Below are 23,470 nucleotides of genomic sequence, written 5' to 3'. Positions count from 1 at the left end.
TGCGTGTCGCCGTCGCCCGCTAGATCGAAGCGATGAAACACGCACCCGCCCCTTTATCCCTCACCCCGCTTGCCTGGGCGCTGCTCACGACGCTGGCGCTGATCTGGGGTTCGTCCTTCCTGTCGAACCGCGCGGCCCTAGAGGGTGCGGGCGTCTTTACCGTGGTCTTCCTGCGCGTGGCTTCAGGAGCGGCGCTGATCTGGGCCTATGTCGCGCTGCGCCGCCTGCCGGTGCCACGGCGCCCGATCTATCTCGGGCATTTCCTGATCATGGGGCTGCTGAACAACGCCATTCCCTTCTCGCTCATCGTTTGGGGGCAGAAGCATATCGATAGCGGGCTGGCCTCGATCCTGAACGCCTCGACCGCGATCTTCGGGGCGCTCGTCGCGGCCGTTGTCTTTACCGACGAGCGGCTGAGCGCGCGCAAGGCCACCGGCATCGCGGTCGGCTTCGCGGGCGTCGTGGTGGCGATCGGGCCGGATGCGCTGAAAGGGTTCGATCTGACCTCTGCCGGCCAAGTTGCCGTGCTCGGCGCGGCGCTGAGCTACGGCTTCGCCGGGGCCTATGCACGATTTGCGATCAAGGGGTTACGACCCGAAGTTGCAGCGGCCGGGATGCTCACCGGCGGCGCGATCTGGACCCTGCCGATCCTGCTTTTCACCGAAGGGATGCCGAGCTTCGACTACGCGCCCTCGGTCTGGATCGCGATGCTCTGGCTCGGCTTTGGCTGTTCGGCGCTGGCCTACCTGCTCTATTACCGCATTCTCGCGCTGGCGGGGGCGGCCAACCTCGCCCTCGTCACCCTCCTGATCCCGCCCGTCGCGATCCTCGCGGGCTGGGCGGTCTATGGCGAGCGTCTCGGCTGGGCGGAGGCCTTGGGCTTCGCGATCCTCGCCCTTGGCCTGATGATCCTGAACCGCCGTCCCAAAACCCCGTGACGCGCGCGCCTTGCCGGGCTACACCGGGGCGAAAGACCAATGGGGACCACATGATCTATTCCAATCGCGCCGAGTGGCTGGCCGCCAAATCGAGGAAGGTTGCGCTGTTCGGCATGTCCGGCCTCGGCAAGACCTGGGCTGCGAACCTGCTGCGCGACGAGGGCTGGTTCCACTACTCCGTCGATTACCGGATCGGCACGCGCTACATGGGCGAATATATCGCCGACAACTTCAAGCGCGAGGCAATGAAGAACCCGTTTTTGGCGGAACTTCTGCTATCGGATTCGGTCTATATCGCGTCGAACATCACGTTTGAGAACCTCGCGCCGCTCTCGACCTATCTTGGCAAGCCGGGCGATCCGGCCAAGGGCGGGCTGCCCTTCGAGGAATATCTGGAACGGCAGAGCCAGCACCGCACGGCGGAGATGGCGGCGCTGCTGGATACGGCGCATTTCATCGACCGCGCGAAGCAGATCTACGGGATCGAGAATTTCCTGTGCGATTCCGGCGGCTCGATCTGCGAGGTCGTGGACCCCGACGATCCCGAGGATCCAATCCTGACCGCGCTGTCGCAAAACCTGCTGATGGTCTGGATTGAGGGCTCTGAGGCCCATACCGAGGAGCTGATCAACCGCTTCTCGCGTGCGCCGAAGCCGATGTATTATCAGCCCGAGTTTCTGGCCGCGAAATGGGCCGAATATCGCGCGCTGAAAGGCGTGGCGGAGGCGCAGGTCGACCCCGACGATTTCGTGCGCTGGACCTATGCGCAGGCGCTGGCGCATCGTCAGCCGCGCTATGCGGCGATGGCGAAAAGCTGGGGTGTGACGATCCGCGCCGAAGATCTCTACCTTGTCCGCGATGCAAAAGATTTTACATCGCTGATCGCTGATGCTTTGCCCGCGTGAGTCTGGACACTTCACGCATCGCTTTAACTTCACCCTGTAAGAGACTGAGAAAACATGCCGATCAAGTTGCCTGAAAACCTCCCCGCCTTCGACATCCTGTCGCGGGAAGGCGTGATGGTGATGTCGCCCGAACGGGCATCCCGGCAGGAAATCCGCCCCATCCGGATCGGCCTTCTCAACCTCATGCCGAAGAAAATCCAGACCGAGAACCAGTTCGCCCGGCTGATCGGTGCGACGCCTCTGCAGATCGACTTCCAACTGATCCGCATGAGCGAGCACCAGACGAAGAACACCGCCGCCGCGCATATGGAAGAATTCTACCGTCCGTTCGAGGAGGTCGAAGCCACCGGCGAGAAGTTCGACGGGCTGATCATCACCGGCGCTCCGATCGAACATTTGCCTTTCGAGGAAGTGACTTACTGGGAAGAGCTCAAGCGGATCTTCGACTGGACCCAGACCCATGTCTTCTCCACCTTCGGCGTGTGCTGGGGCGGCATGGCGATGGCCTATTACTTCCATGGCGTGAACAAGCATATGCTCGATCACAAGGCGTTCGGCTGCTTCCGGCATCGCAATTGCGCGCCCGCCTCGCCCTATCTGCGGGGCTTCTCGGACGATCTGCTGATCCCGGTCAGCCGCTGGACCGAGATGCGGCGCGACGAGCTGGAAGCGGCGGGGCTGGTGACGCTGATCCATTCCGACGAAACCGGGCCCTGCCTGGTCGAAGATCGTGCCCATCGCGCGCTCTATATCTTCAACCATCTCGAATATGACAGCGGCACGCTGAAAGAAGAATACGATCGTGACGTCGCGTCGGGGAAACCAATCAACGTCCCCGCGAATTACTATCCTGAGAACGACCCGAGCCGGGTGCCAACCAACAGGTGGAAAAGCCATGCCCACCTGCTTTACGGCAACTGGATAAACGAGATTTATCAGGAAACGCCGTATGATCTGGCCGAGATTGGTAACTAGCCTTGTCGTGTTGCTGCTCATCCTGAGCGGCGCGACTTGGGGGTTGGAGATCTGGCGGGCCCGCATGGCGGAGCAGCGCTATCCCCCCAACGGCATCTTCGTCGATGTCGGCGACCAGCGCGTTCATATGGTCATCAAGGGCGATCACGGCCCGGCGGTGGTGTTGATCCACGGCGCGTCGGGCTCGGCCCGCGATCTGACCTTCGATCTCGCCCCGGAACTGGCGAAACGCTATCGCGTTTTCGTGCCCGACCGTCCGGGGTTTGGCTATTCCGACCCGCTGCCCGTCGATCAGGACACGATCGAAAATCAGGCCAAGCTGCTGCAGAAAGCGACCAAGGTGGCGGGCGCGGACGATCCTATCGTGCTCGGCCATTCCTATGGTGGCGCGGTGGCGATTGCATGGGCGGTGTATCAGCCCGACACGCTCTCGGGGCTGGTGCCGGTCTCTGCGCCCTCGCATAGCTGGGATAGCGGGCTGCCGCTTCTCTATGAGATAACCTCGCCGCCGCTGGGTCAGGCGGTTGTCGTGCCGCTGATCTCGGCTTGGACCCCGCCTGCGATCATCCGCTCCGAGGTCGAGAGCGTTTTCACGCCGCAGGAGATGCCCATCGGCTATCTGCACTGGTTCGGCCCCGGCATGACGCTGCGGGTGCAGACGATGCGGGTGAATGCCCGTCAGCGCGCCAGCCTGAAGTCGGAAATTCAGGCGATGATCCCGCATTACCCCGATCTCGACCTGCCGGTGGTCTCGGTTCATGGCACGGCCGACACCATCGTAGGCGAGCAGATCCACGCGGTGCCGTTCACAAACGAGGTGCCGGGAGCGGAGCTGATCTCGCTCGACGGGATCGGCCATATGGTTCCGCATGTCGCGCTGCAGCAGACGGTCGCTGCGGTAGATCGTGTGGCCGAGCGCGCGGGCTATTCGATCCCGATGCGCCCGGCGGCGGAATGAGGGACGCCTGAGCGCCCGGCCTCCGGCTTTGCACGCAGATCACAGACGCGCGGTCGCCGCCCCTTGCGGATGCGGCGCCGCTTGCACCGCCCCTGCCCGCACAGCATACTGCCGTGAAACGACAAAAGGCAGATCATGGCCAAGGACAAGAGCGACCCGCCGTTCGACATCCCCTTCGTGGGCGAAATCACCCGCTACCTTGAAGACGAAGCGCCCGATGCCGTGCGCGAGGCGATCGAGGAGGCGGGCAAGGATGACATGCTCTCGCCCTCCTACCCCTATGACGAGGAGATGAAGCGCAAGAAATACGACCGCCAGATGGATGCGCTTCAGGTCGAGCTGGTCAAGATGTTCTGGGACGCCAAGGAAACCGGCAAGCGGATCGCGGTGATCTTCGAGGGGCGCGACGCGGCGGGCAAAGGCGGCACGATCGGGCGGATGCGGCAGAACCTGAACCCGCGCTCGGCCTATGTCGTGGCGCTGCCCAAACCCACCGAGACCGAAGCCACGCAATGGTATTTCCAGCGCTATATCGACTGGCTACCCGCGGCGGGCCAGATCGCGATGTTCGACCGGAGCTGGTATAACCGCGGCGTGGTCGAGCATGTCTTCGATTTCTGCACGCCCGAGCAGCGCGAGCATTTCTTTTACCAGCTCCCCGATTTCGAGAAGATGCTGGTGGATGACGGGGTCATCCTCGTGAAGCTCTGGCTGAACGTGGACCGCGCCGAACAGCTGCGCCGCTTCCTCAAGCGCGAGAAGGACCCGCTCAAGCAGTGGAAACTGAGCTGGATCGACGTCGAGGGGCTCAAGCGCTGGGACGCCTATTCCGAGGCGATCCAAGAGACGCTAGAGCGTTCCGACACCGACCATGCACCCTGGACCGTGATCCGTTCGGACGACAAGAAACGCGCCCGGATCGCCGCGATCCAGACGGTGCTGAACGCCGTCGATTACGCGCATAAGGACCCCGAGGCGATTGGCGAGATCGACGAAAAAATCTGCGGCGGCATCGACGTTCTGAATGTCTAAGCAAGGCTATCATCACGGCAATCTGCGTCAGGCGCTCGTAGCCTCCGCGCTGGAGCTGATCGAGGAGAAGGGCCCAACCGGGTTCACGCTCTCGGAGGCGGCGAAACGCGCAGGCGTGACCCCGGCTGCGGTCTATCGCCATTTCGAGGGGCGCGAGGACCTGATCGCGGAATGCGCGCGTCAGGGCTATCTGATTTTCGGCGATCTTCTGGATCATGCATGGAACGGTGGGAAGCCTTCGGCACTCGCGGCGTTCTCTGCGGTGGGCCGGGCCTATCTGGCTTTCGCCCGGAAATATCCGGGTCACTACATGGCGATGTTCGAAAGCGGCATCTCGCCCAACCGCTCGCCCGACCTTGCAGCGGTGGCGAGTAAATCGAGCACCGCGATGGAACGCGCGACGCGGGCCCTGATGGAACATGTGCCGCCGACAAAACGCCCTCCCGTCGCGATGGTCGCAGCGCATGTCTGGGCGATGAGCCACGGCGTGGTGGAACTCTACGCGCGTGAGGGAAATCGCTCGCCCTACGCCCCCGAGGATCTGTTGGAAAGCGGCATCGGCGTCTATCTGCGGGGCCTCGGCCTGATCGCCCCGGATTGAGCCGCCCTGCCCCGATTTTGCCGCGCCGCGGCATCACCCGCACATAGAAAAACGGGCGGAGGTTTCCCCCGCCCGCGTAGATCAGACGAACCGCCCGAGATCAGAACTTGTAGGACGCGGTGAGGTTCAGCGTCGTGGTGTTCAGATCGTTGGTGGTGCCGTCGAAGTTGTTGCCGTCACGATAGTCGAGCTCGGTCCCGACGGTCCACTTCGGGTTGATGGCATATTTCATGCCGATACCAACCAGCGGAACGGTGTCGGAATAGCCGTTGCCCGCACCGTCTTCGGCGTCGACATAGGACGCACCGAGCGTGCCGTAGAACAGCATGTTGTTGTAGGGCGCACCGGCGATCATCTTGAGGTCGGTCATCGATTTGACCTTCGCGCCGGAGTTGCTGTCGTCGATGTTCGCAGCGTTATAGGCCAGTTCGCCACCGAGGACATAGTTGCCGAAGTCATATAGGTAGCCAGCGTGGGCACCGCCGACGACGCCGTCGCCGTCGATCGACTCGTTGGCTTTGCCGTAGCCAAGTTGAACACCGGCGTAGAAGCCGTCCCAGCTGAACTGTGCGGGCGCCACTGCGACCGGAGCCGGGGTGACCTCGGGGGCCGGTGCCGGGGTGGTGTAACCGCCCGCCATTGCGGCGGAGCCAGCGAGTGCCAGAATGCTCGACGTAACGATGATACGTTTCATGTTTCTCTCTCTCCTGTCTTGGGGGTTCATCCCCCGTTGAGACGTTTTGGATCAGATCCGTTGCCCGGACCTATGCCCCCTGAATGCGAAATCAATCCGGTTGGTTCCAAGCATGAGCGGCGCTTTGCCGAACGTGTCACAAGACGTGATCGAAGTGACGAATGCTGCAGGCGCAAAATGCATTGGCAAGACTGGACAAAGCGGGGGTTCCTTTGGTTAATGAACACACGTTCATTTCCAGGGAGGATCACATGGAGTTGAGTGAAATTCGTGCCGTCATCACCGGCGGCGCCTCGGGTCTCGGGGCTGCGACCGCCCGGCACTTCGCTGAGTCGGGGGCGCAGGTGACGCTCTTCGACCGCGACCGCGCCGGCGGCGAGGCCTTTGCCGCCGAGATCGGCGCGACCTTCGCCGAGGTCGACGTGACCTCCGAGGACAGCGTCGCCGCCGGGATCGCCGCCGCTGTGAGCGCGATGGGTGGCATCGACGTCGCCGTCAATTGCGCAGGCATCGCCACCGGCGAGCGCGTCGTGGGCCGCGAGGGTCCGCACCGGCTCGAGAGCTTCGCGCGCACGATCGACATCAACCTCGTGGGCAGCTTCAACGTCGCCCGCCTCGCCGCCGCCGAAATGGCCCGCAATCCCGGCCCCGAGCGCGGCGTGATCGTCAACACGGCCTCCATCGCCGCCTTCGACGGGCAAAAGGGTCAGGCAGCCTATGCGGCCTCGAAGGGCGGTATCGTCGCGATGACTCTGCCGCTGGCCCGCGATCTCGCGAGTCAGGGCGTGCGCTGCTGCGCCATCGCGCCGGGCATTTTCGCGACGCCGATGATGAAGGGTCTGCCGCAGGAGGTGCAAGACAGTCTCGCCGCGGAAGTGACCTTCCCGAAACGGCTCGGCGATCCGTCGGAATACGCGAAACTCGCCGGTTTCATCGTCCAGAGCAGCTATCTGAACGGCGAAGTCATCCGCCTCGACGGGGCGCTGCGGATGCGTTGACGCAGCGATTATGACGGCTTTGCGAAAGATCTGAAAATTTCGTCGAAAAACGGGTTGCAAGGGCGCGCGAGGGCGGCTAAATCCCGCCCTACAAGACGACCCCTGATGCGGAGAGGTGGCAGAGTGGTCGAATGCGGCGGTCTCGAAAACCGTTGTCGGTGAGAGCCGACCCAGGGTTCGAATCCCTGTCTCTCCGCCACTTTCCTTTGTTGATCGACACATCAACACTCTGAAAGTGCGCAATCCCTGAAAATGCGACTGCAATCGGACCCTCGGGGCCCCACATGCGCGGCTCATGCTCCTGCGTCCTTCGCCGTGCACCCTTCTGCACCGCGCGCATCCCTGTGCCATGCCGCGACTGTCAGGCCTGCGCGGGGAACTCGATGCACACGCGCAGCCCATCCGTACCGTCCACGGTCAGGGTGGCGTCGTGCTGGAAGGTCAGCGTTCGGATCAATCGCCAACCCAGAGAATTCGACCGCTCCGGCCGCTCGGCATCCGAGGGCAAGCCGATGCCGTTATCGGACACCACCAAGGCGATACCGCTGTGCACATCGCCGGAGACATCGACGCGGATGGTCCCGCTATCCCTGCCGACAAAAGCATATTTGAACGCATTGGTAATGAGTTCGCCGATGATGAGCCCGATGTCGATCGCAAGCTTGCTGTCGAGTTGCAGCTCTGCGCAGCTCACCTCGATATTGGCGTCGAGGCTTCCGCCGCTGAAGGCGCGCTCCGACGTCCTTGCGACTTCCGCCGCCATCTCCGCCAGATCGACCTTACCGGTGTCGGTTCCGCGTTGCATCAGCTCGTGGGCCTTGGAGAGCGCCCCGACGCGGACTTCGAGCTCGGTCAGAACCTGTTGGGTTTCATCCTGTTTGGCCCGCGACTTGCTCATGCGAATGAGCGCGGCAATGAGCGCCAGATTGTTGCCCGTGCGGTGATGAAGCTCCTGCATCAGCAGGTCGCGTTCCGTGATTTCCTCGCTCAGCTCGCGGTTCTGCTCGTTAAGGGCCGCCGTCGGATCCTTGGCGCTGAGGGCGTCGAGCGCCTCGGTCGCCTGGTCGACGAGTTGGGCACCCGCCGGCAGAACGGTCGAAGACAGGAAAACCGCATCGATGCGCGTGCCCTCATGGCCGGTCTGGACATCGAAACGCGTGGCGATCCGCTGTACGCCGCGAAGGCCGAGGCCCATCCCCGTCGCCGAGGAGGGCGCGCCATCGGGCTGAAGGTTCTCCTTCGGGATGCCCCGACCCTGATCGGTCACGAGAAGACCGAGCGCCGGTTTGCCCCCCGCCTCGGTGAGCGAGAAGGTCGCGCGGCCTTTCTGGCCATGCTCGATCGCGTTGCGCCCGAGTTCGACGACGGCTGTGACGGTCCTTGTGCGCTCGAAGGAGCTGAACTGCAGCACGCTGGTCAATGTCATCGCGACATCGCGCAACCGGGCGACGTCGGTGCTTTTTTCAAGGGTCACGGTGGTGAGCTTCGTCGTTTTCACTGCTCGCGCTCCCGGTTGATGCGCAAGACGACGATGCTGGCGTCATCGCGTCCGCGGAAGGCCCGATCCAGAAGAAATCCGGCAATCAAGAGCGGGCTTTTCTTCAGCAGTCCGGGCGGGAAATGCGCCTCCCGCAGGGTTTTCAAACCGTCGCTATGCAGGATCACCATGTCCCCCGCCTCCAGTTGCACGACTTCCTCATAGCCATGGGTCGCCGCGCCACCGATGCGGCCGTCCCGTACCGCCATTCGGCGAATGCCATTCGCGCCGACCAGCAAGGAGGAGATATTGCCAAGCGCCGCGTAGCGCAGCTCCATCTGCGGCTGGGCGATATGCATCAGCGCGGCCACCGCGCCGCGCCGACCGACCAGCCGCTCGGTAATCTGGCGCATCAGCTTGCCCGGCTCGGACGACAGACCGCCCGCAGCGCCCGCGGCCTCGATGACCTCGCTGGCGGCTTCGGCGGCGGCAGGACCATGCCCGAGCCCGTCGCAGAGCAACACATCGGTTGCCCGCGGGGTCTGCCGGATCTGAAAATCATCGCCGCAGGTGTCTTCGTTCGGGTGGCACACGCGCAGCCCCACCGCGTCGACGCCGCAATCAGCCCCGTCGCGTCGCCCGCCGAAGGTGCACACGATGGTCGTTCCGGTGTCGGGCGAGCTGAAGATGTCGAACGTATCCGACAGGCGCACGATCGCCCCGAGCCCGAGCCCTGCGGAGTCGGTGGAGCTTTCGCCGTCCTGGAACATCCGGTCGATATCCGCGATCCCCGGCCCGCGATCGGTGAAGATCATGTTGATGACATCGGCGCCGGGCTGCCGCACGAGTTCGATCAGGGCGCGACCGCGCTCCGCGTAACGCAGGATGTTCGTCGCGGCCTCCGTGGCCACGATCGCGAGTTCGCCGACGCGTGTCTCGGGAAGACCGATCTCGACGCCATGACGTCGCGCAAGCCGCCGCACGACGGCCACGGCGCTGCGATCATCAATTTCGACCCATTGGTTCATAGCTTCACGCTCATGGAAACGGTTGTTCCTTTCCCGGGCGCTGAGTGGACCTCGAACCCATGTGAGAGGCGTTTGGCCCCGCCAAGACCTTTGCCGAGCCCGCCCGCGGTCGTATAGCCCTCGGACATGGCCAGCGTCACATTTTCGATCCCCGGTCCCTGGTCCCGGCATTCGACGCGCAGATACTCGTTACGACCGTCGAGATAAATTGAAATCTTGCCGCCGCCACCGTGGACGATGGCGTTGCGGGTGATTTCGCTCACAGCCGTCGCGAACCGGGTGATCCGCACCGCCGACAACCCGCGTTCCTTGAGAATTCGGGCGACCGCCTGGCGCGCGGCGACGACATCGCGACTGGTCGCGAGCGTTATCTCCGCAACCGCGGGTCTGCTGGATGTTTCGTTTGGATCAGGCACGCCGCAACTGAGTGAGTGCATGGGTCAGGCTGAGCGCCGTACGGGTCTCGGGCAGATACATTCCCAGTTCCACCAAGGTCACCGCAACCGCGGGCCGCATCCCCACAACGTAGGTTTCAGCGGCCAGCAGCTTGGAAATGCCAGCGAGCTGGGCAATGACGCGGCCGACGAAGGTGTCGACGATCTCCAGCGAACTGATGTCGAGGATCACGCCTTTGACGTTTTCCTTCGCGATCCGGTTCGACAGCGTGTCCTGCAGCTCAACGATTTCCGTATCGGTGACGTCGTCCTGAATGGAGACGAGAAGCGCGTTCTCGACCAGGTTTATGGACGTCACACCCGACACGTCAGGAAACCTCGCTGGTTTTGATGACGTAGCCGACCTTCTGCAATGCATCGGCCAGAGCCGTGCGGATGCTGGACCGGGTGGAGACCGTGCCCACGTCGATGCCGAGCTGCACCATGGTCTGCGCGATCATCGGGCTGATGCCGCTGATGATGCATTCCGCACCCATCAGGCGCACGGCGGCCGCAGCCCGCAAAAGGTGCTGCGCCACCTGCGTGTCGACCGTGCCGACACCGGTGATGTCCATGATCACCACCTCGGCCTGACGCTCGAGGATGGTCTCCAGCAGGTTCTCCATGACCTCCTGCGCGCGGGCGGAATCCAGCGTGCCGATCAGCGGCAGCGTGAGGACGCGATCCCAGAGCTCGACCACCGGAGTCGACAGTTCGAGCATTTCCTGACGCTGGCGCTCTATGATCTGGTCGCGCTCGCCGATGAAAATCTCGTTGGTGTAGATCGCGAAGGCGTCGACGAGACGGGTCACCATCAGCACGTCACTGATGAGCTTGCCGCTTTCGATATCCGTCATCGCCTCGAGCCGTGTGAACAGCGGGGCTTTGAGGGCCAGCACGAAGGTCGCCATCTCGGTCGGCGTCACGCCACGGCCGACGCGTTCCTTGCTGACATCGGCGAGGACGGCGCGCAGGTCTTCCCATTCGTCGTCGTCCAGGCTGAACTCTTCATTCACGACGCCCGCGCGGACACCCTTGGTGAAGGCTTTCAGAAGTTCCTGGTTCTGCGCACGGCTCTCGGAGTCGGAGAACAGGTCAGAGCGTTTCACGCCCTCTTTCACCTGAGTGCCAAGCCACTCCTCCACGACGCCGGAGAAATCGGATTCGAGGATGTTCAGGATATTTGCCGTCGCTGTTTGCGGCATGTGCGGGCACTCCAGTTCTTTTCAATACAGCAGGTAAGCCAATTAGCCGCGGTAAAGTCAACGGCTTGGACGGGTCGGTTGCCGCAACGGAGATTGATCCGGAGAAGTATCGCTCAAGGTCCGAAAGTCGCCGGCAGACTTTCGCAGACGGCGATTTTCTGCGTGAGGATGCCCCGTGGCACCCTGCCAAGGCTTACGGCAGGAACCTGAACCGACAGACAAAAAAGCCCCGCGCACTGCGCGGGGCTTGTCATTTCTTTCGGTCCGGGTGCGAGCGATCAACCGTAGACCAGCTTCGGCAGCCAGATGATGATCTCCGGGAAGAACATGCACAGCAGCAAGCCCACCACCTGAAGCGCCAGGAACGGCAGCGCCGAGCGGAAGATGTCGCCCATCGGGATTTCCGGCGGCGCCACCCCGCGCAGATAGAACAGCGCGTAACCGAAGGGCGGCGACAGGAAGCTCATCTGCATGTTCACGAGGTAGAGCACCCCGAACCACAGCACGAGATCGTCGGGATCGCTCAGCCCGAAGGCCTCGGCGCCGAGCGCCTTCACGATCGGCACGAAGATCGGCACGCAGAGCAGCAGAATGCCGACCCAGTCGAGAAACATCCCGAGAATGATCAGCACGAGCTGCATGATGATCAGGATGCCCCACGGCCCGAGCCCAGTCGCCTGCAACGCGTTCTGCACGAATTGCTGACCGCCTTCGAGCACGTAGAGCCCGACAAAGATCGTCGCGCCGAACATGATCCAGATGACCATCGCCGAGGCCTTGAGCGTCGTGACTGCGGCCTCACGGATCGTCTGCCAGTCGAGCTTGCGGTGGATCGCCGCCACGATGATCGCGCCGAACGTGCCGATGCCAGCCGCTTCCACCGGGGTCGCAACACCGGTGAAGATCACGCCCAGCACGATCACGATCAGCGAGATCGGTGCTGACATATTGCTCATCAGGCGGATCTTCTCGCGTCCCGAGATGCGCTCTTCCGGCGGGATCGGCGGACCCATCTCGGGGTTGATCGCGCAGCGGATCAGCACATAGGCCACATACATGCCCGACAGGAGAAGGCCGGGAATGACCGCGCCGATGAACAGCTCGCCCACCGATTGCTCGGCCACGACCGCATAGATGATCGCGAGGATCGACGGCGGGATCAGGATGCCGAGCGTGCCGCCCGCCATGATCGAGCCCATCGCGATCTTCGCGTTATATCCGCGATCGAGCATCGCCGGCAGCGCGATGATCCCCATCGTCACCACCGCCGCCCCGATCACGCCCACCATCGCGGCGAGCACGGTCGAGGCGATGATCGTGGCCGCAGCCAGACCGCCACGCACCCCGCCCAGCACCTTGTAGATGACGTCGAACATCTCGTTGATGATCCCTGCCCTCTCCAGCATTGACGCCATGAAGATGAACAAGGGGATCGCCGAGAGCTGATAGTTCGTCATCAGCGGGAAGATGCGGCTCGGCACGATGTTGAGCGCGCGTTCGTCGCCCAGCACGAACAGGAAGACACAGGCCAGACCGCCCGTGACGAAGGCCAGTGGAAGCCCTGCCATCAGCAGGACGACCAGCGAGCCGAACATGATGAGTGTCAGCCACTCAATTCCAATTTCAAGTCCCATGTATCAGCCCCTGCCCATTACGATCCGCAGATCTTGTGCGAATTTCGAAATGCCCTGCAGAACAAGCAGCAGAGCGCCGATCACCATGACCCATTTCATCGGCCACAGAGGCACCTCCCATTCGTTGAAGCTGATCTCGCCCCAGCGGACGTTCGCATCGGTCCATTGCCCGAGGTTCCAGTTCGCCAGCATCTCGCCTGTCGGAATTTCGCCGCGCGCCCATTGCGAGATGAGCCCGTTGCCCGTGGGCACGGCGATCGCGTCCATCGCGAAGATCCACGACGTCACCAGAAGCGTGCCCGCGAAGATGAAGAAGAAGACCGAGGTCAGCAGATCGACCCACGCTTTGCGCGGTTTCGACAGCGGCGCGTAGAAGATATCGACGCGCACATGGCTCTCGGTCAGCATCGCATAGGCGCCCGAGATCAGGTATTGCATCCCGAACATCAGATACATCGCCTCATGCGCCCAGTTGGTCGGGCTGTTGAAGACGTAGCGGCTGATCACCTCGAAATAATAGACGAAGACCGCGATGATCGCCCAGTAGCTGACGAATTCGCCCGCCTTGAGCGACAGTCGGTCGATCCAGCCCGTCCAGCCCGGCGAGACGTGGCGGGAGTCGTCTTTCATCTCCTCGTCTTCGAGCGCCTCAAGACGCCGCTCGACCTCGCTTTCCTCCTCATGCTCGGGCAGCGCGGCATTCGCCCGCCGCACCAGCATCGGAAGCAGGAGCGCGTCGATGACGATCCCCGCGAGCAGTACCCAGAAGGCATATTTCGAGATGCTGCGCCATTTCGCGAGCACGGCTGCCGCCGCGTCCCGCTTCGGGCGCGCCTCGACGAGATCGGCCTGCGCCTGTTCGATCACCGCCTCGCCATCCGTGACCCGCTTCTCGGCGCGATCGACATTTCGCTGCGCGCGCTTCTGAGCGAAGCTGCCTTCCTCGGCGGCGGCCAGCTCCTCGCGCAGCTTGGGCAGATCGGCCTGCGCCGTGTCGACGCGTTCCTGTTCGCGCTCCAGCGAGCGCTCGGCCATGCGCACCACGTTCGACATGTCGGAGACCGTGCCGCGCGCGTCGTGACCTTGCGCATTCGCATAGAGAATGGCGATGAAGACCGGGATGAAGAGAAAGCCCAGCAGGCTTTTCACGTAGAAGCGATGCAGTCCCAGCATCCCCCCGGTCACGAGAATGAAATAGCCCAAGGAGAGCGAATAACGCCGCTCCGTCTTACGTGGCCGGTTGGCCAGCGTCGCCGCAATGATCGGGAAGAGGATCAGCCCCGCCCAATAGGCCCAATGCGGTAGAGTAAAGTCGATACTGGGCATTGCCCACCCCCTGTTGCCGGGTCATGCCCGGCCATCAGTTGAACCGGGCCCGCGCCAAAGGGCGGGCCCGTCACACTGTCTGTCGGATCAAATCAGAGCTTCAGTTCCAGCCCGTCGACCAGATCGGGCGTCACATAGCCCAGCGAGCCGGACATCATGTAATCGAGCTGGGTCTTGAAGATCCGCGCGCTGTCTTTGTCGCGATTGGCGTATTTGAACCAGATCGGAACGGCGACTTCGGTCATCAGCTCCACATCGTCCTGGCTGAGGCGGGTGACCTCGGTGCCGTCGGCCTCGAACTTGGCCCAGGCCTCCTGGTCGGCCTTCTGGATCGCCGCGTGATGCATGTCGGAATAGACGTGGGTCTCCATTTCGACGAATTGCTTCATCTCGGGGCTGAGCTTGTTCCACGCATCCATGCCCACGGTGATGTCCATGATATCCACCGGCTGGTAGAGCGACATCATGCCGGGCGGGCCCATCGAGATGTAGCTGGTCACCTGGCTGAAGCCGAGCGCGTAGTTCACCGCCGGGCCCACATAGTCGGCCACATCGATCGTGCCCTTCTCGAGCGCCGGGAAGATCTCCGAGCCCGGAAGCACGGTGGTCTCCGCGCCGATCTCGCCGAAGACATCGGCGACCATGCCGCCCGGAAGGCGCATCTTGCGGCCGCGGAAGTCATCGATCGAACGGATTGGCACTTTCGAGTGGATGATGTTCGGGCCGTGATGGACGGGGCCCACGAAATACATGCCCTGCGCCGCATAAAGCTCGCGCGCCATCTCCAGCCCGCCGAGGCCGTAATAGAACACGTCGAATTCATGCGGGTTGCGCAGACCGAGCGGATAGGACGTCAGGAACACACCCGCCGGAATGATGCCCTGCACGTAGATGGTGAACGGGTTGACCGCGTCGAGCACGCCGTTCTTCACCGCGTCGTAAAGCTGGAAGTCGCCCACGACGTCATTCGCGCCGAAAGGCTGGAAGGCCAGCTCGCCGCCGGTCTTTTCCTGAATCGTGGCGCACCAGTCCTTGAAGGTCTGGAGACCGACGCCGCCCGGCCACGAGGTCTGGATTTTCCAGGTCGTGCCATTGGCTTGGGCCGAGGCGATATGCGGAGCAGCAAGGCTGGCAGCCCCCGCCGCGGCAAGAGTGCGTAACGCATGTCTGCGAGTGGTCAGATTTTTCATGGTTCCTCCCCGTTTGGTTGCGACCCCGACAGATGCGGGACCGAAGTGAGAGAGAGGTCGAAAACACGCGACAGCACTCCTCCAAGCGAATCGCGGTTTCGTGAGTCGGCGTGAACGCCAAGCTTCCGGCTTCTCCTCAAAAGCGGAAACTCTCTTTCCTCCCCCTGTGTGTGCGAGGTTTGCACGGGTTATGTCATTTCGCAAGTATTCACGATTTTGCGTGCGTCCGTGATCCCGGGAAAGGCGAACGTCCTGTCTCACCCCCGGAACTGCTGCGACGGAGCAGGTCGCAATCCGAAACTCCGGTCGCCATCAGGACCCGGGCGCCCTTCGATCTGGACCGTCATTGCAGACGATTTTTGAGAAATCGCCACGCGCGATTCTCACTGCAGTGTGAGACCAATCCGCGCTCACATGACGCTTTTGTGCACATTTTTATGTGGATTACTTCGAAAACCCGGCATTGGCTCTCAGTCTTTTTATGGAGTGAGACTTGAAGTGTTTCGTGGGCTCTCCCGAAGTGTGGCAGTGTAAATAAATGCCAAAATATTTAGAGAGGAAAGTCTTTGTTAAGAGAGCTGAGACTCGCAGTAATCTGCTTTCGAGAACGGCCGTGTTTGAGGTCTTTTTTGGAGCTATCTCTTCGGGTAGCGGCAGTATTCTTTATCTACGGCTGGCTCCTTCCCGCTTTTTTGGTTCTCATTTCCGGTGGTATTTTTGGCTCGTTGTTCTCGAACTTTGATGTATCAAGTTCGTCGTTCCTTCCAGCGTCATATTTGGATGCGACTTGGTTGCGTGGGAACGCCTGCGGTGCGCAGGTTCCAATGTTCTCTCTATGGCTTATGAATTTTGGTCTATTGTTTTATTCTGCCATAAGTGCATTTCTATCAATTATTTTTTTTCTGTCTCCTGTTCTCCGAACGAAGGGGGCGGCGGCCGTCGCTGTCGCGGCGAGGGATTTTTCTAAATTTAGTTTCCTAAACAACCCCGCTGGAGTGTCGATCGTTATTACTGGGTTTGGTACTTTAATTTTGTATAACTTTGGTTTTTCGAGTTTTACAGATTTTGACCTTTTTGATGGGAAGTTTTTGTGTGTTGCGCCTTTGCTGCTTATTGTTGTTCAAACTCTTGTGCTAGGCTTGGGGGCGTTCTTATTTATCTTTGGTGTGTCTTACTCTTTGATGAGTCTATATGTGTGGATAGAGGGGAAAGTATAATGCTCTCAACATTCACTAAGCGAGTTTGCGAGATGCGCCAGGCCTTGTTCGGGCGACCCACGCGCTGATCTGTGAGTAGGTAGGGATAGATAGGCGCCTCGCCACCGGCCTGCTGGTATTGGGTTACTGGTAGATCGGCATCGGCCTCATTCGGCGTATTAGCCGCCGAATGCTCCAAACCGAAGCCGATTGGAATAGACCGTCAGAAACTGGGATTTGCTCCACTTCAGAGCGCTCTCCATCGCGCTACCCCGCATGGCTCTCACCCAAATCGCCGAACGTCACCGTCGAGACCGTGACACGCTCAGACCAGGCAACCCGCCCCTCCGTCAGACGATGCCTGATCGCCCCCAAATGAGATCACCCGCGCTCCTGTTCGCGCCGCCATGTCCGAAGACACCGCCCGGTTCATCATGGACGATTCTCACTGCGGCGTGAGACCAATCCGCTCTCACATGACGCTTTTGTGCACAAATTTTATGCAACTCACCCCGAAAATCCCGCTCTGCCTCCCGATCCCGGCGCGGTTTCGCAATTTGCGCTTGTCGGCTGACGGGCGCGCTGCAAACCTTAAGACACATCGGAATAACCCGAACGGCATTCGCGCCTCGCTTTGACACCGCACATCCGCGGCAAGTCAGCGGGGCGTTTTGCGTTTTGGCTCAGAGGGTCTGCAAGAGTGGAAATGAAGAAACGGATTGAACTTGGCCTGCTGTATTCCCGCTCGGGAAGCTACTCGCTGATCTCCGAAGCCTGCCGGACCGGGGCGCTCAGCGCGATTGCCGAGATCAATTCGATGCCCGATCTCCCGATCACCTTCGCCCCGATCGAGCGCGACCCACAGGGCAATATCGACGCCTACGGCCCGCTCTGCGAGGAGATCCTGCGCGACAGCGATGCGCGACATGTCGTCGGCTGCGTCACCTCGTGGAGCCGCAAGGAGGTGATCCCGACGCTCGAGAAGGCGGGCGGGACGCTTTGGTATGCGGTGCCCTATGAGGGGTTCGAGGCCTCCGATCATGTCGTCTACACCCATGCCTGCCCGAACCAGCATCTGCTGCCGCTGCTTGGCTGGGCCTTTGCGCGGCTCGGGCGGCGGGGCTTCCTGACCGGCTCGAATTACATCTGGGGCTGGGAGATGAACCGTCTTGCGCGGGACGTGATCCTCAGCGCCAGCGGCGAAGTTTTGGGCGAGCGTTACCTGCCGCTCGGTTCGCTGGATGTCGAGCGGATGATCAATGAGATCCGCGCGACCCGGCCCGACTTCATCCTCAACAACCTGATCGGCCCGTCGCAATACGCCTTCCTCGAAGCCTATCACAAGCTCGGGCAGGAAGACGCGCATTTCCGCCCCGAGACCTGCCCGATCCTGTCGTGCAATCTGACCGAATGCGAACTGCCCGCGATCCACCCCGCCGCGATCGAGGGGCTGGTCGCCGCAGGGCCCTATTTCCGGGGCGCGACCGGCTGGCCGCAGGCGCAGCGCAATTTCGGCTCCTCGCACGAAGCGGCCGCATGGTCGTCGGTCTATCGCCTCGCGATTTTGCTCTCGGGGCATGAGGACGCCACCGAGCAGAGCCTCGCGCAGCTGTTGCACGATGCGCCGCAGGGCTCGGAAGGGATCGACCTGTCGACCCATCATACCGCCCTGCCCGTCCTGATCGCGCAGGTCGAGAACGGCGCCTTCGCGGTTCGTGAGCGGTTCGAGGCCGTCGCGGGCGATCCCTATCTCGCACGCGGCCGCAATCCGGTCGCGCCCGGAGCGCCCCGGCTGAAGGTGGTCTCATGAAGCGCAAGATCCGCATCCCCGATCTCGGCGGCGCGCGCGCCTACATCCTGCATCGCCCCCACGCGACCGTGCAGGCGCTCGAGCGGCAATTGCGCGCGATCGGCCTGACGGTCGTCCATTGCTGGCCCGAACTGCCCGCCGAGGCCCTGTCGGGGGATTTCGTCTTCTTCGACGCCGATCAGGGCTATGACGAGCAATTCCCGTGGAAGCCCGGCGAAAGCCCGATGCCGATGATCGCCTTGATCGGCACCGAAGCGCCCGGCCGGATCGAATGGTCGCTGGAGGCCGGCGCACATGCGCAGATCCTCAAACCCGTGGGCGATGGCGGGGTCTATTCGGCGCTGCTGATCGCGCAGCTCGCCTTCGAGGCGCGGGCGCAGCTCTCGGGCGAGATCGCGGATCTGCGTCGCAGGCTCGATGAGCGCCAGACGGTGGTGCGGGCGGTCACGCTGCTCGCCGCGCGCGGCAAGAGCGAGGCCGAGGCCTACGACCAGCTGCGCCAGATGGCGATGGCCTGGCGCGTGACGTTCGAGGATGCCGCGCGCCGCATCGTCGCCAACCATGACGAACAAAGGAAGAGTGATGACCGACGCGACCTTGGCTGAGGGACCGGCCCGACCGCAAAGCGCCTTGCGCCGCCTGATGCGCCGCAAGCTCGCGCTTCTGGGCTTCGCGATCATCGCGATCGTGACGCTCGGTGCGATCTTCGCGCCGTGGATCGCGCCATTCGAGCCGCAGGAGCAGATGTTCGACGGGCTGACGCTGGAAGGCTCGCCCATGCCGCCGGGCGAGAAGTTCTGGCTCGGCACCGACCTGCTGGGCCGCGACCTGTTCTCGCGCATCCTCTATGGCGCGCGGACCTCGCTGATCATCGGCGTGGTCGCGAATGGCCTCGCGCTGATCATCGGCACGCTGATCGGCGTCACCGCGGGCTATTTCCGCGGCTGGATCGGCGCGGTGCTGATGCGCTTCACCGACCTTATGATGGCCTTCCCGGCGCTGCTGCTGGCGATCTGTCTTGCCGCGATCTTCACGCCGTCGCTGTGGATCGTCGCGATGGTGATCGCGCTGGTGAACTGGGTGCAGACGGCCCGCGTGGTCTTCACCGAGACCTCCGCGCTGGCCGAGCGCGAATTCGTCGCCGCCGAGCGCACGCTGGGCGCAGGTACGGTGCGCATCCTGTTCCGCCATATCCTGCCGCATCTGGTGCCGATGATCATCGTCTGGGGCACGCTGGGGATTTCGACCACCGTGCTGCTGGAGGCGACGCTGTCCTATCTCGGCGTGGGCGTTCAGCCCCCGACGCCAAGCTGGGGCAACATCATCTTCGAGAACCAGACCTATTTCCAGGCGGCCCCGTGGCTCGTCTTCATCCCGGGCGCTGCGATCTTGCTGCTGGCGCTGTCCTTCAACCTCGTGGGCGACGCGCTGCGCGACGTGCTCGACCCGACGCAGAGAGGGCGTGAGTGATGCTGGCCTATCTGATCCGCCGCCTGATCCAGGCCGCCCTGATCCTGCTGGGCGTGTCCTTCATCACCTTCTTCCTGCTTTTCGTGCTGCCCGCCGACCCGGTGCGCCAGATCGCGGGCCGCTCGGCCACGCCCGAGACGGTGGCCAATATCCGCCACCAGCTTGGCCTCGATCAGCCCTTCATCGTGCAATACTGGCACTATCTGACCGGGCTGGTCCAAGGCGATATGGGGCGCAGCTACCTGCAGAAAACCGAAGTCGCGACCCTGATTGCCGCGCGTCTGCCTGCGACGCTTCTTCTGATGCTGGGCGCGATCGTGGCCGAACTGATCATGGGGCTCACGCTGGGGATCGTGGCCGCGATCCGGCGCGGCGGCGCGCTCGATCAGTCGCTTATGATCACCTCTTTCGTTGCGGTTTCGGCGCCGCAATTCGTGGTCGGGCTGCTGCTGCTCTATGTCTTCGCGGTCAAGCTGAGCTGGTTCCCGATCGGCGGCTACGGCAGCTTCTCGAACCTCGTGCTGCCTGCGCTCACGCTCGGGATCATGGGCTCGGGCTGGTACAGCCGGATGATGCGCTCCTCGATGATCGACGTGCTGCGCTCGGATTATATCCGCACCGCGCGCGCCAAGGGGCTGCGGCGCTTCCGGGTGCTGGCACTGCACGCGATGCCCAACGCCATCCTACCGATCATCGCAATGATCGGGATCGATATCGGCATCTTCATGTCCGGCATCGTCGTCGTGGAAAGCGTCTTCGGCTGGCCCGGTATCGGGCAGCTCGCCTGGCAGGCGATCCAGCGCGTCGACATTCCGATCATCATGGGCGTCACGCTCGTGTCCGCCTGCGCCATCGTGCTGGGCAACCTGCTGGCCGACCTGATCACACCTTTCATCGATCCGCGCATCAAGCTGCGCTGATCGCAATCAGATACCCCGGGCCAACCGGGGAGCGAACCAAAAGAAAAGTCCAACTGACGGAGAACACCTCAAATGAGCCTGATGAAAAACATCCTTGCCACAAGCGCGCTGTCGCTCTCGCTGGGTCTTGCCAGCTTCGCCTCGGCGCAGGACTACCAGCCCGATCCGAACGCCAAGCCCGGCGGCAATATCATCGTGACCTACAAGGACGACGTGGCCACGCTCGACCCGGCAATCGGCTATGACTGGCAGAACTGGTCGATGATCAAATCCGTCTTCGACGGTCTGATGGATTACGTCCCCGGCACCACCGAGCTGCGCCCGGGTCTTGCCGAGAGCTACGAGATTTCCGACGACGGCACGACCTTCACCTTCAAGCTGCGCAAGGGCGTGAAATTCCACAACGGCCGCGAGATGACGGCCGAGGACGTGAAATACTCGCTCGACCGCGTCACCACCCCCGCAACCCAGTCGCCGGGTGCTGGCTTCTTCGGCTCGATCAAGGGCTATGACGCGATGGCGGATGGCTCGGCCACCAGCCTCGAAGGCGTGACCGTCGTCGATCCCTACACGGTCAAGATCGAGCTTTCGCGCCCCGACGCGACCTTCCTGCACGTGATGGCGCTGAACTTCGCCTCGGTCGTGCCGAAGGAAGCGGTCGACGAATACGGCACCGATTTCGGCAAGCACCCCGTGGGCACCGGCGCGTTCAAGCTGTCTGACTGGACCATCGGTCAGCAACTCGTGTTCGAGAAGAACGCCGACTACTGGCGCGAGGGCGTGCCCTATCTCGATAGCATCACTTTTGAGGTCGGTCAGGAGCCCATCGTGGCGCTGCTGCGGCTGCAGCAGGGTGAGGTGGACGTGCCCGGCGACGGCATCCCTCCGGCGAAGTTCAACGAGGTGATGGACAATCCCGATGAGGCCAAGCGGGTCGTCGTGGGTGGCCAGCTGCATACCGGCTACATCACGCTCAACGTCCAGATGGAGCCCTTCGACAAAGTCGAGGTGCGTCAGGCGATGAACATGGCGATCAACAAGGACCGCATCGTCCAGATGATCAACGGTCGCGCCACGCCCGCCAACCAGCCGCTGCCGCCGTCGATGCCGGGCTATACCAAGGATTACGAGGGCTATCCCTTCGATCAGGAGAAGGCCAAGCAGATGCTCGCCGATGCGGGCTATCCCGACGGGTTCGAGACCGAGCTCTACGTGATGAACACCGACCCGAACCCGCGCATCGCGCAGGCGATCCAGCAGGACCTGTCGCAGATCGGTGTGAAGGTCGACATCAAGGCGCTGGCGCAAGCCAACGTCATCGAGGCGGGCGGCACGCCGAAGACCGCGCCGATGATCTGGTCGGGCGGCATGGCGTGGATCGCCGACTTCCCCGATCCGTCCAACTTCTACGGGCCGATCCTGGGCTGCGCGGGCGCGGTCGAGGGCGGCTGGAACTGGTCGTGGTATTGCAACGAGGAACTCGACGCGATGGCCACCGAGGCGGACTCGATCACCGATCCGGCCAAGCAGGACGAGCGCCTGCAGAAATGGTCCGACGTCTACATGAAGGTCATGGAAGACGCCCCGTGGGTCCCGGTGTTCAACGAGAACCGCTACACCATGAAGTCGGGCCGTATGGGTGGCGCGGATGCGCTCTATGTCGACCCGGTCTCGATCCCGGTGAACTACGACTACGTGTACGTGACGGAGTAAGCGCGCATGTGCAAAGCCTGTGACTATACGATCCATGGCGCACAGCACCATTTCGGCTGGGACAACTCGTTTGTCCCGGCCGAGACGGTGGCCCCGGGATCGACCATCGAATTCCACTGCCACGACAGCTCGGCCGGTCAGCTCGGGCCGTCCTCGACGGTGGAAGACGTCAAGACGCTCGATTTCGGCAAGATCAACCCGGTCTCCGGGCCGATCTATGTCGAAGGGGCGAAGCCCGGCGACGTGCTCAAAGTCACCATCGACAGCTTCACCCCGCGCGAGCAGGAAGGCTCCGCATGGGGCTGGACCGCGAATATCCCGGGTTTCGGCCTGCTGGCGGATCAGTTCGAAGATCCGGCACTGACGATCTGGAAATACGACGCGGCCTCGCCCGACAAGGCGCTCTGGGGCAGCGAAGGCAAGGTCGGCCTCAAGCCGTTTTGCGGCACCATCGGCGTCGCCCCGGCCGAAAAGGGCCTGCATTCCATCGTGCCCCCGCGCCGCGTGGGCGGCAATCTCGACATTCGCGATCTGGCGGCGGGCACCACGCTCTATCTGCCGGTCGAGGTCGACGGCGCGCTGTTCTCCGTAGGCGACACCCATGCCGCCCAAGGCGATGGCGAGGTCTGCGGCACCGCGATCGAGAGCCCGATGAACTGCGTGCTCAGCTTCGATCTGATCAAGAACGAGACGCTGAAATTCCCGCGCTTCACCACGCCGGGGCCGGTCACGCGCCACCTCGACACGGCGGGCTACGAGGTCACGACGGGCATCGGCCCCGACCTGATGTCGGGCGCGCGCGATGCGGTCTCGGGCATGATCGACCTTCTGTGTGCACAGCGCGGCATGTCGGCGGTCGACGCCTATATGCTGGTCTCGACCTGTGGCGATCTGCGCATTTCCGAGATCGTCGATATGCCCAACTGGGTCGTCAGCTTCTATTTCCCGAGAAACGTGTTCGAATGA

At 62.6% G+C, this 23,470-nt stretch carries 23 protein-coding genes and 1 tRNA gene; 15 read left to right on the top strand and 9 right to left on the bottom strand.

What is annotated here, in order from left to right; translation table 11 throughout:
* The first annotated feature begins 32 nt into the window (after nucleotides 1-32).
* The 6 genes from AKL02_RS09610 (at nucleotide 33) to AKL02_RS09585 (ending at nucleotide 5,409) form a co-directional block, all read left to right on the top strand.
* On the top strand, nucleotides 33-938 hold the full coding sequence (locus AKL02_RS09610) for a DMT family transporter (protein ID WP_083077903.1): 906 nt from the start codon (nucleotides 33-35) through the stop codon (nucleotides 936-938).
* 50 nt (nucleotides 939-988) lie between these two features.
* On the top strand, nucleotides 989-1,843 hold the full coding sequence (locus AKL02_RS09605) for an ATPase (RefSeq protein WP_083077902.1): 855 nt from the start codon (nucleotides 989-991) through the stop codon (nucleotides 1,841-1,843).
* A 54-nt stretch (nucleotides 1,844-1,897) separates the two neighbouring features.
* Nucleotides 1,898-2,818, top strand: a complete 921-nt coding sequence (locus tag AKL02_RS09600) for a homoserine O-succinyltransferase (protein WP_078541143.1) — start codon at nucleotides 1,898-1,900, stop codon at nucleotides 2,816-2,818.
* Nucleotides 2,793-3,776 (top strand): alpha/beta fold hydrolase, encoded by a 984-nt coding sequence (locus AKL02_RS09595; protein ID WP_083077901.1) that lies wholly within the window; start codon nucleotides 2,793-2,795, stop codon nucleotides 3,774-3,776. The genes AKL02_RS09600 and AKL02_RS09595 overlap by 26 nt, the downstream gene beginning before the upstream one ends.
* Nucleotides 3,777-3,911: 135 nt before the next feature.
* On the top strand, nucleotides 3,912-4,808 hold the full coding sequence (gene ppk2, locus AKL02_RS09590; protein WP_083077900.1) for a polyphosphate kinase 2: 897 nt from the start codon (nucleotides 3,912-3,914) through the stop codon (nucleotides 4,806-4,808).
* Nucleotides 4,801-5,409: a TetR/AcrR family transcriptional regulator gene (locus tag AKL02_RS09585; RefSeq protein ID WP_083077899.1), complete on the top strand. Its 609-nt coding sequence runs from the start codon at nucleotides 4,801-4,803 to the stop codon at nucleotides 5,407-5,409. The genes ppk2 and AKL02_RS09585 overlap by 8 nt, the downstream gene beginning before the upstream one ends.
* A gap of 100 nt (nucleotides 5,410-5,509) precedes the next feature.
* On the opposite strand, the gene AKL02_RS09580 is transcribed toward AKL02_RS09585, so the two are convergent.
* Complete coding sequence (locus AKL02_RS09580) at nucleotides 5,510-6,103, bottom strand: outer membrane protein (RefSeq protein WP_158522152.1); 594 nt, start codon at nucleotides 6,101-6,103, stop codon at nucleotides 5,510-5,512.
* A 251-nt stretch (nucleotides 6,104-6,354) separates the two neighbouring features.
* Between AKL02_RS09580 and AKL02_RS09575 the strand changes: the two genes are divergently transcribed.
* Entirely contained in the window at nucleotides 6,355-7,101 is a 747-nt protein-coding gene (locus AKL02_RS09575) for an SDR family oxidoreductase (protein WP_083077898.1), read from the top strand.
* Between the two features lie 109 nt (nucleotides 7,102-7,210).
* A tRNA-Ser gene (locus tag AKL02_RS09570) sits at nucleotides 7,211-7,300 on the top strand.
* Nucleotides 7,301-7,462: 162 nt separating this feature from the next.
* On the opposite strand, the gene AKL02_RS09565 is transcribed toward AKL02_RS09570, so the two are convergent.
* The 8 genes from AKL02_RS09565 to dctP all read right to left on the bottom strand — a co-directional run bounded on the left by AKL02_RS09565 (nucleotide 7,463) and on the right by dctP (nucleotide 15,395).
* Nucleotides 7,463-8,599 carry an ATP-binding protein gene (locus AKL02_RS09565; RefSeq protein WP_083077897.1) on the bottom strand — a complete coding sequence of 379 codons (1,137 nt, stop codon included), beginning with the start codon at nucleotides 8,597-8,599 and terminating at the stop codon, nucleotides 7,463-7,465.
* Entirely contained in the window at nucleotides 8,596-9,606 is a 1,011-nt protein-coding gene (locus AKL02_RS09560; RefSeq protein ID WP_083077896.1) for an ATP-binding SpoIIE family protein phosphatase, read from the bottom strand. The genes AKL02_RS09565 and AKL02_RS09560 overlap by 4 nt, the downstream gene beginning before the upstream one ends.
* Nucleotides 9,603-10,022 carry an ATP-binding protein gene (locus tag AKL02_RS09555; protein WP_232621760.1) on the bottom strand — a complete coding sequence of 140 codons (420 nt, stop codon included), beginning with the start codon at nucleotides 10,020-10,022 and terminating at the stop codon, nucleotides 9,603-9,605. Before AKL02_RS09555 ends, AKL02_RS09560 begins: the two co-directional genes overlap by 4 nt.
* Complete coding sequence (locus tag AKL02_RS09550; RefSeq protein WP_232621759.1) at nucleotides 10,015-10,359, bottom strand: STAS domain-containing protein; 345 nt, start codon at nucleotides 10,357-10,359, stop codon at nucleotides 10,015-10,017. Before AKL02_RS09550 ends, AKL02_RS09555 begins: the two co-directional genes overlap by 8 nt.
* Before the next feature lie 10 nt (nucleotides 10,360-10,369).
* Entirely contained in the window at nucleotides 10,370-11,245 is an 876-nt protein-coding gene (locus AKL02_RS09545) for an STAS domain-containing protein (protein ID WP_078523189.1), read from the bottom strand.
* A gap of 278 nt (nucleotides 11,246-11,523) precedes the next feature.
* Complete coding sequence (locus AKL02_RS09540; RefSeq protein WP_078523188.1) at nucleotides 11,524-12,879, bottom strand: TRAP transporter large permease; 1,356 nt, start codon at nucleotides 12,877-12,879, stop codon at nucleotides 11,524-11,526.
* A gap of 3 nt (nucleotides 12,880-12,882) precedes the next feature.
* Entirely contained in the window at nucleotides 12,883-14,205 is a 1,323-nt protein-coding gene (locus AKL02_RS09535; RefSeq protein ID WP_083077895.1) for a TRAP transporter small permease subunit, read from the bottom strand.
* Nucleotides 14,206-14,297: 92 nt separating this feature from the next.
* Nucleotides 14,298-15,395, bottom strand: coding sequence for a TRAP transporter substrate-binding protein DctP (gene dctP / locus AKL02_RS09530; RefSeq protein WP_078541260.1), 1,098 nt, complete (start codon nucleotides 15,393-15,395; stop codon nucleotides 14,298-14,300).
* A gap of 629 nt (nucleotides 15,396-16,024) precedes the next feature.
* Between dctP and AKL02_RS09525 the strand changes: the two genes are divergently transcribed.
* From AKL02_RS09525 to AKL02_RS09495, 7 genes are all read left to right on the top strand, one after another.
* The gene (locus tag AKL02_RS09525) at nucleotides 16,025-16,612 is read left to right on the top strand and encodes a hypothetical protein (RefSeq protein ID WP_133051958.1); all 588 of its coding nucleotides are present in this window, start codon (nucleotides 16,025-16,027) and stop codon (nucleotides 16,610-16,612) included.
* Nucleotides 16,613-17,297: 685 nt separating this feature from the next.
* Nucleotides 17,298-18,401 (top strand): transporter substrate-binding protein, encoded by a 1,104-nt coding sequence (locus AKL02_RS09520; protein ID WP_083077894.1) that lies wholly within the window; start codon nucleotides 17,298-17,300, stop codon nucleotides 18,399-18,401.
* Nucleotides 18,398-19,006: an ANTAR domain-containing response regulator gene (locus tag AKL02_RS09515; RefSeq protein ID WP_078541264.1), complete on the top strand. Its 609-nt coding sequence runs from the start codon at nucleotides 18,398-18,400 to the stop codon at nucleotides 19,004-19,006. Before AKL02_RS09520 ends, AKL02_RS09515 begins: the two co-directional genes overlap by 4 nt.
* Nucleotides 18,984-19,871, top strand: a complete 888-nt coding sequence (locus tag AKL02_RS09510; protein WP_078550588.1) for an ABC transporter permease — start codon at nucleotides 18,984-18,986, stop codon at nucleotides 19,869-19,871. Before AKL02_RS09515 ends, AKL02_RS09510 begins: the two co-directional genes overlap by 23 nt.
* On the top strand, nucleotides 19,871-20,791 hold the full coding sequence (locus tag AKL02_RS09505) for an ABC transporter permease (protein WP_078523182.1): 921 nt from the start codon (nucleotides 19,871-19,873) through the stop codon (nucleotides 20,789-20,791). The genes AKL02_RS09510 and AKL02_RS09505 overlap by 1 nt, the downstream gene beginning before the upstream one ends.
* 81 nt (nucleotides 20,792-20,872) lie before the next feature.
* Entirely contained in the window at nucleotides 20,873-22,504 is a 1,632-nt protein-coding gene (locus AKL02_RS09500; RefSeq protein WP_083077947.1) for an ABC transporter substrate-binding protein, read from the top strand.
* Between the two features lie 6 nt (nucleotides 22,505-22,510).
* Nucleotides 22,511-23,470 (top strand): acetamidase/formamidase family protein, encoded by a 960-nt coding sequence (locus AKL02_RS09495; RefSeq protein ID WP_078523181.1) that lies wholly within the window; start codon nucleotides 22,511-22,513, stop codon nucleotides 23,468-23,470.

The organism is Thioclava electrotropha (genome assembly GCF_002085925.2).
In the GTDB taxonomy this organism is placed as follows: Bacteria; Pseudomonadota; Alphaproteobacteria; order Rhodobacterales; family Rhodobacteraceae; genus Thioclava; species Thioclava electrotropha.
Note: the sequence above shows the minus strand (reverse complement) of the source record. Positions and strands in the feature narration are given on the sequence as shown.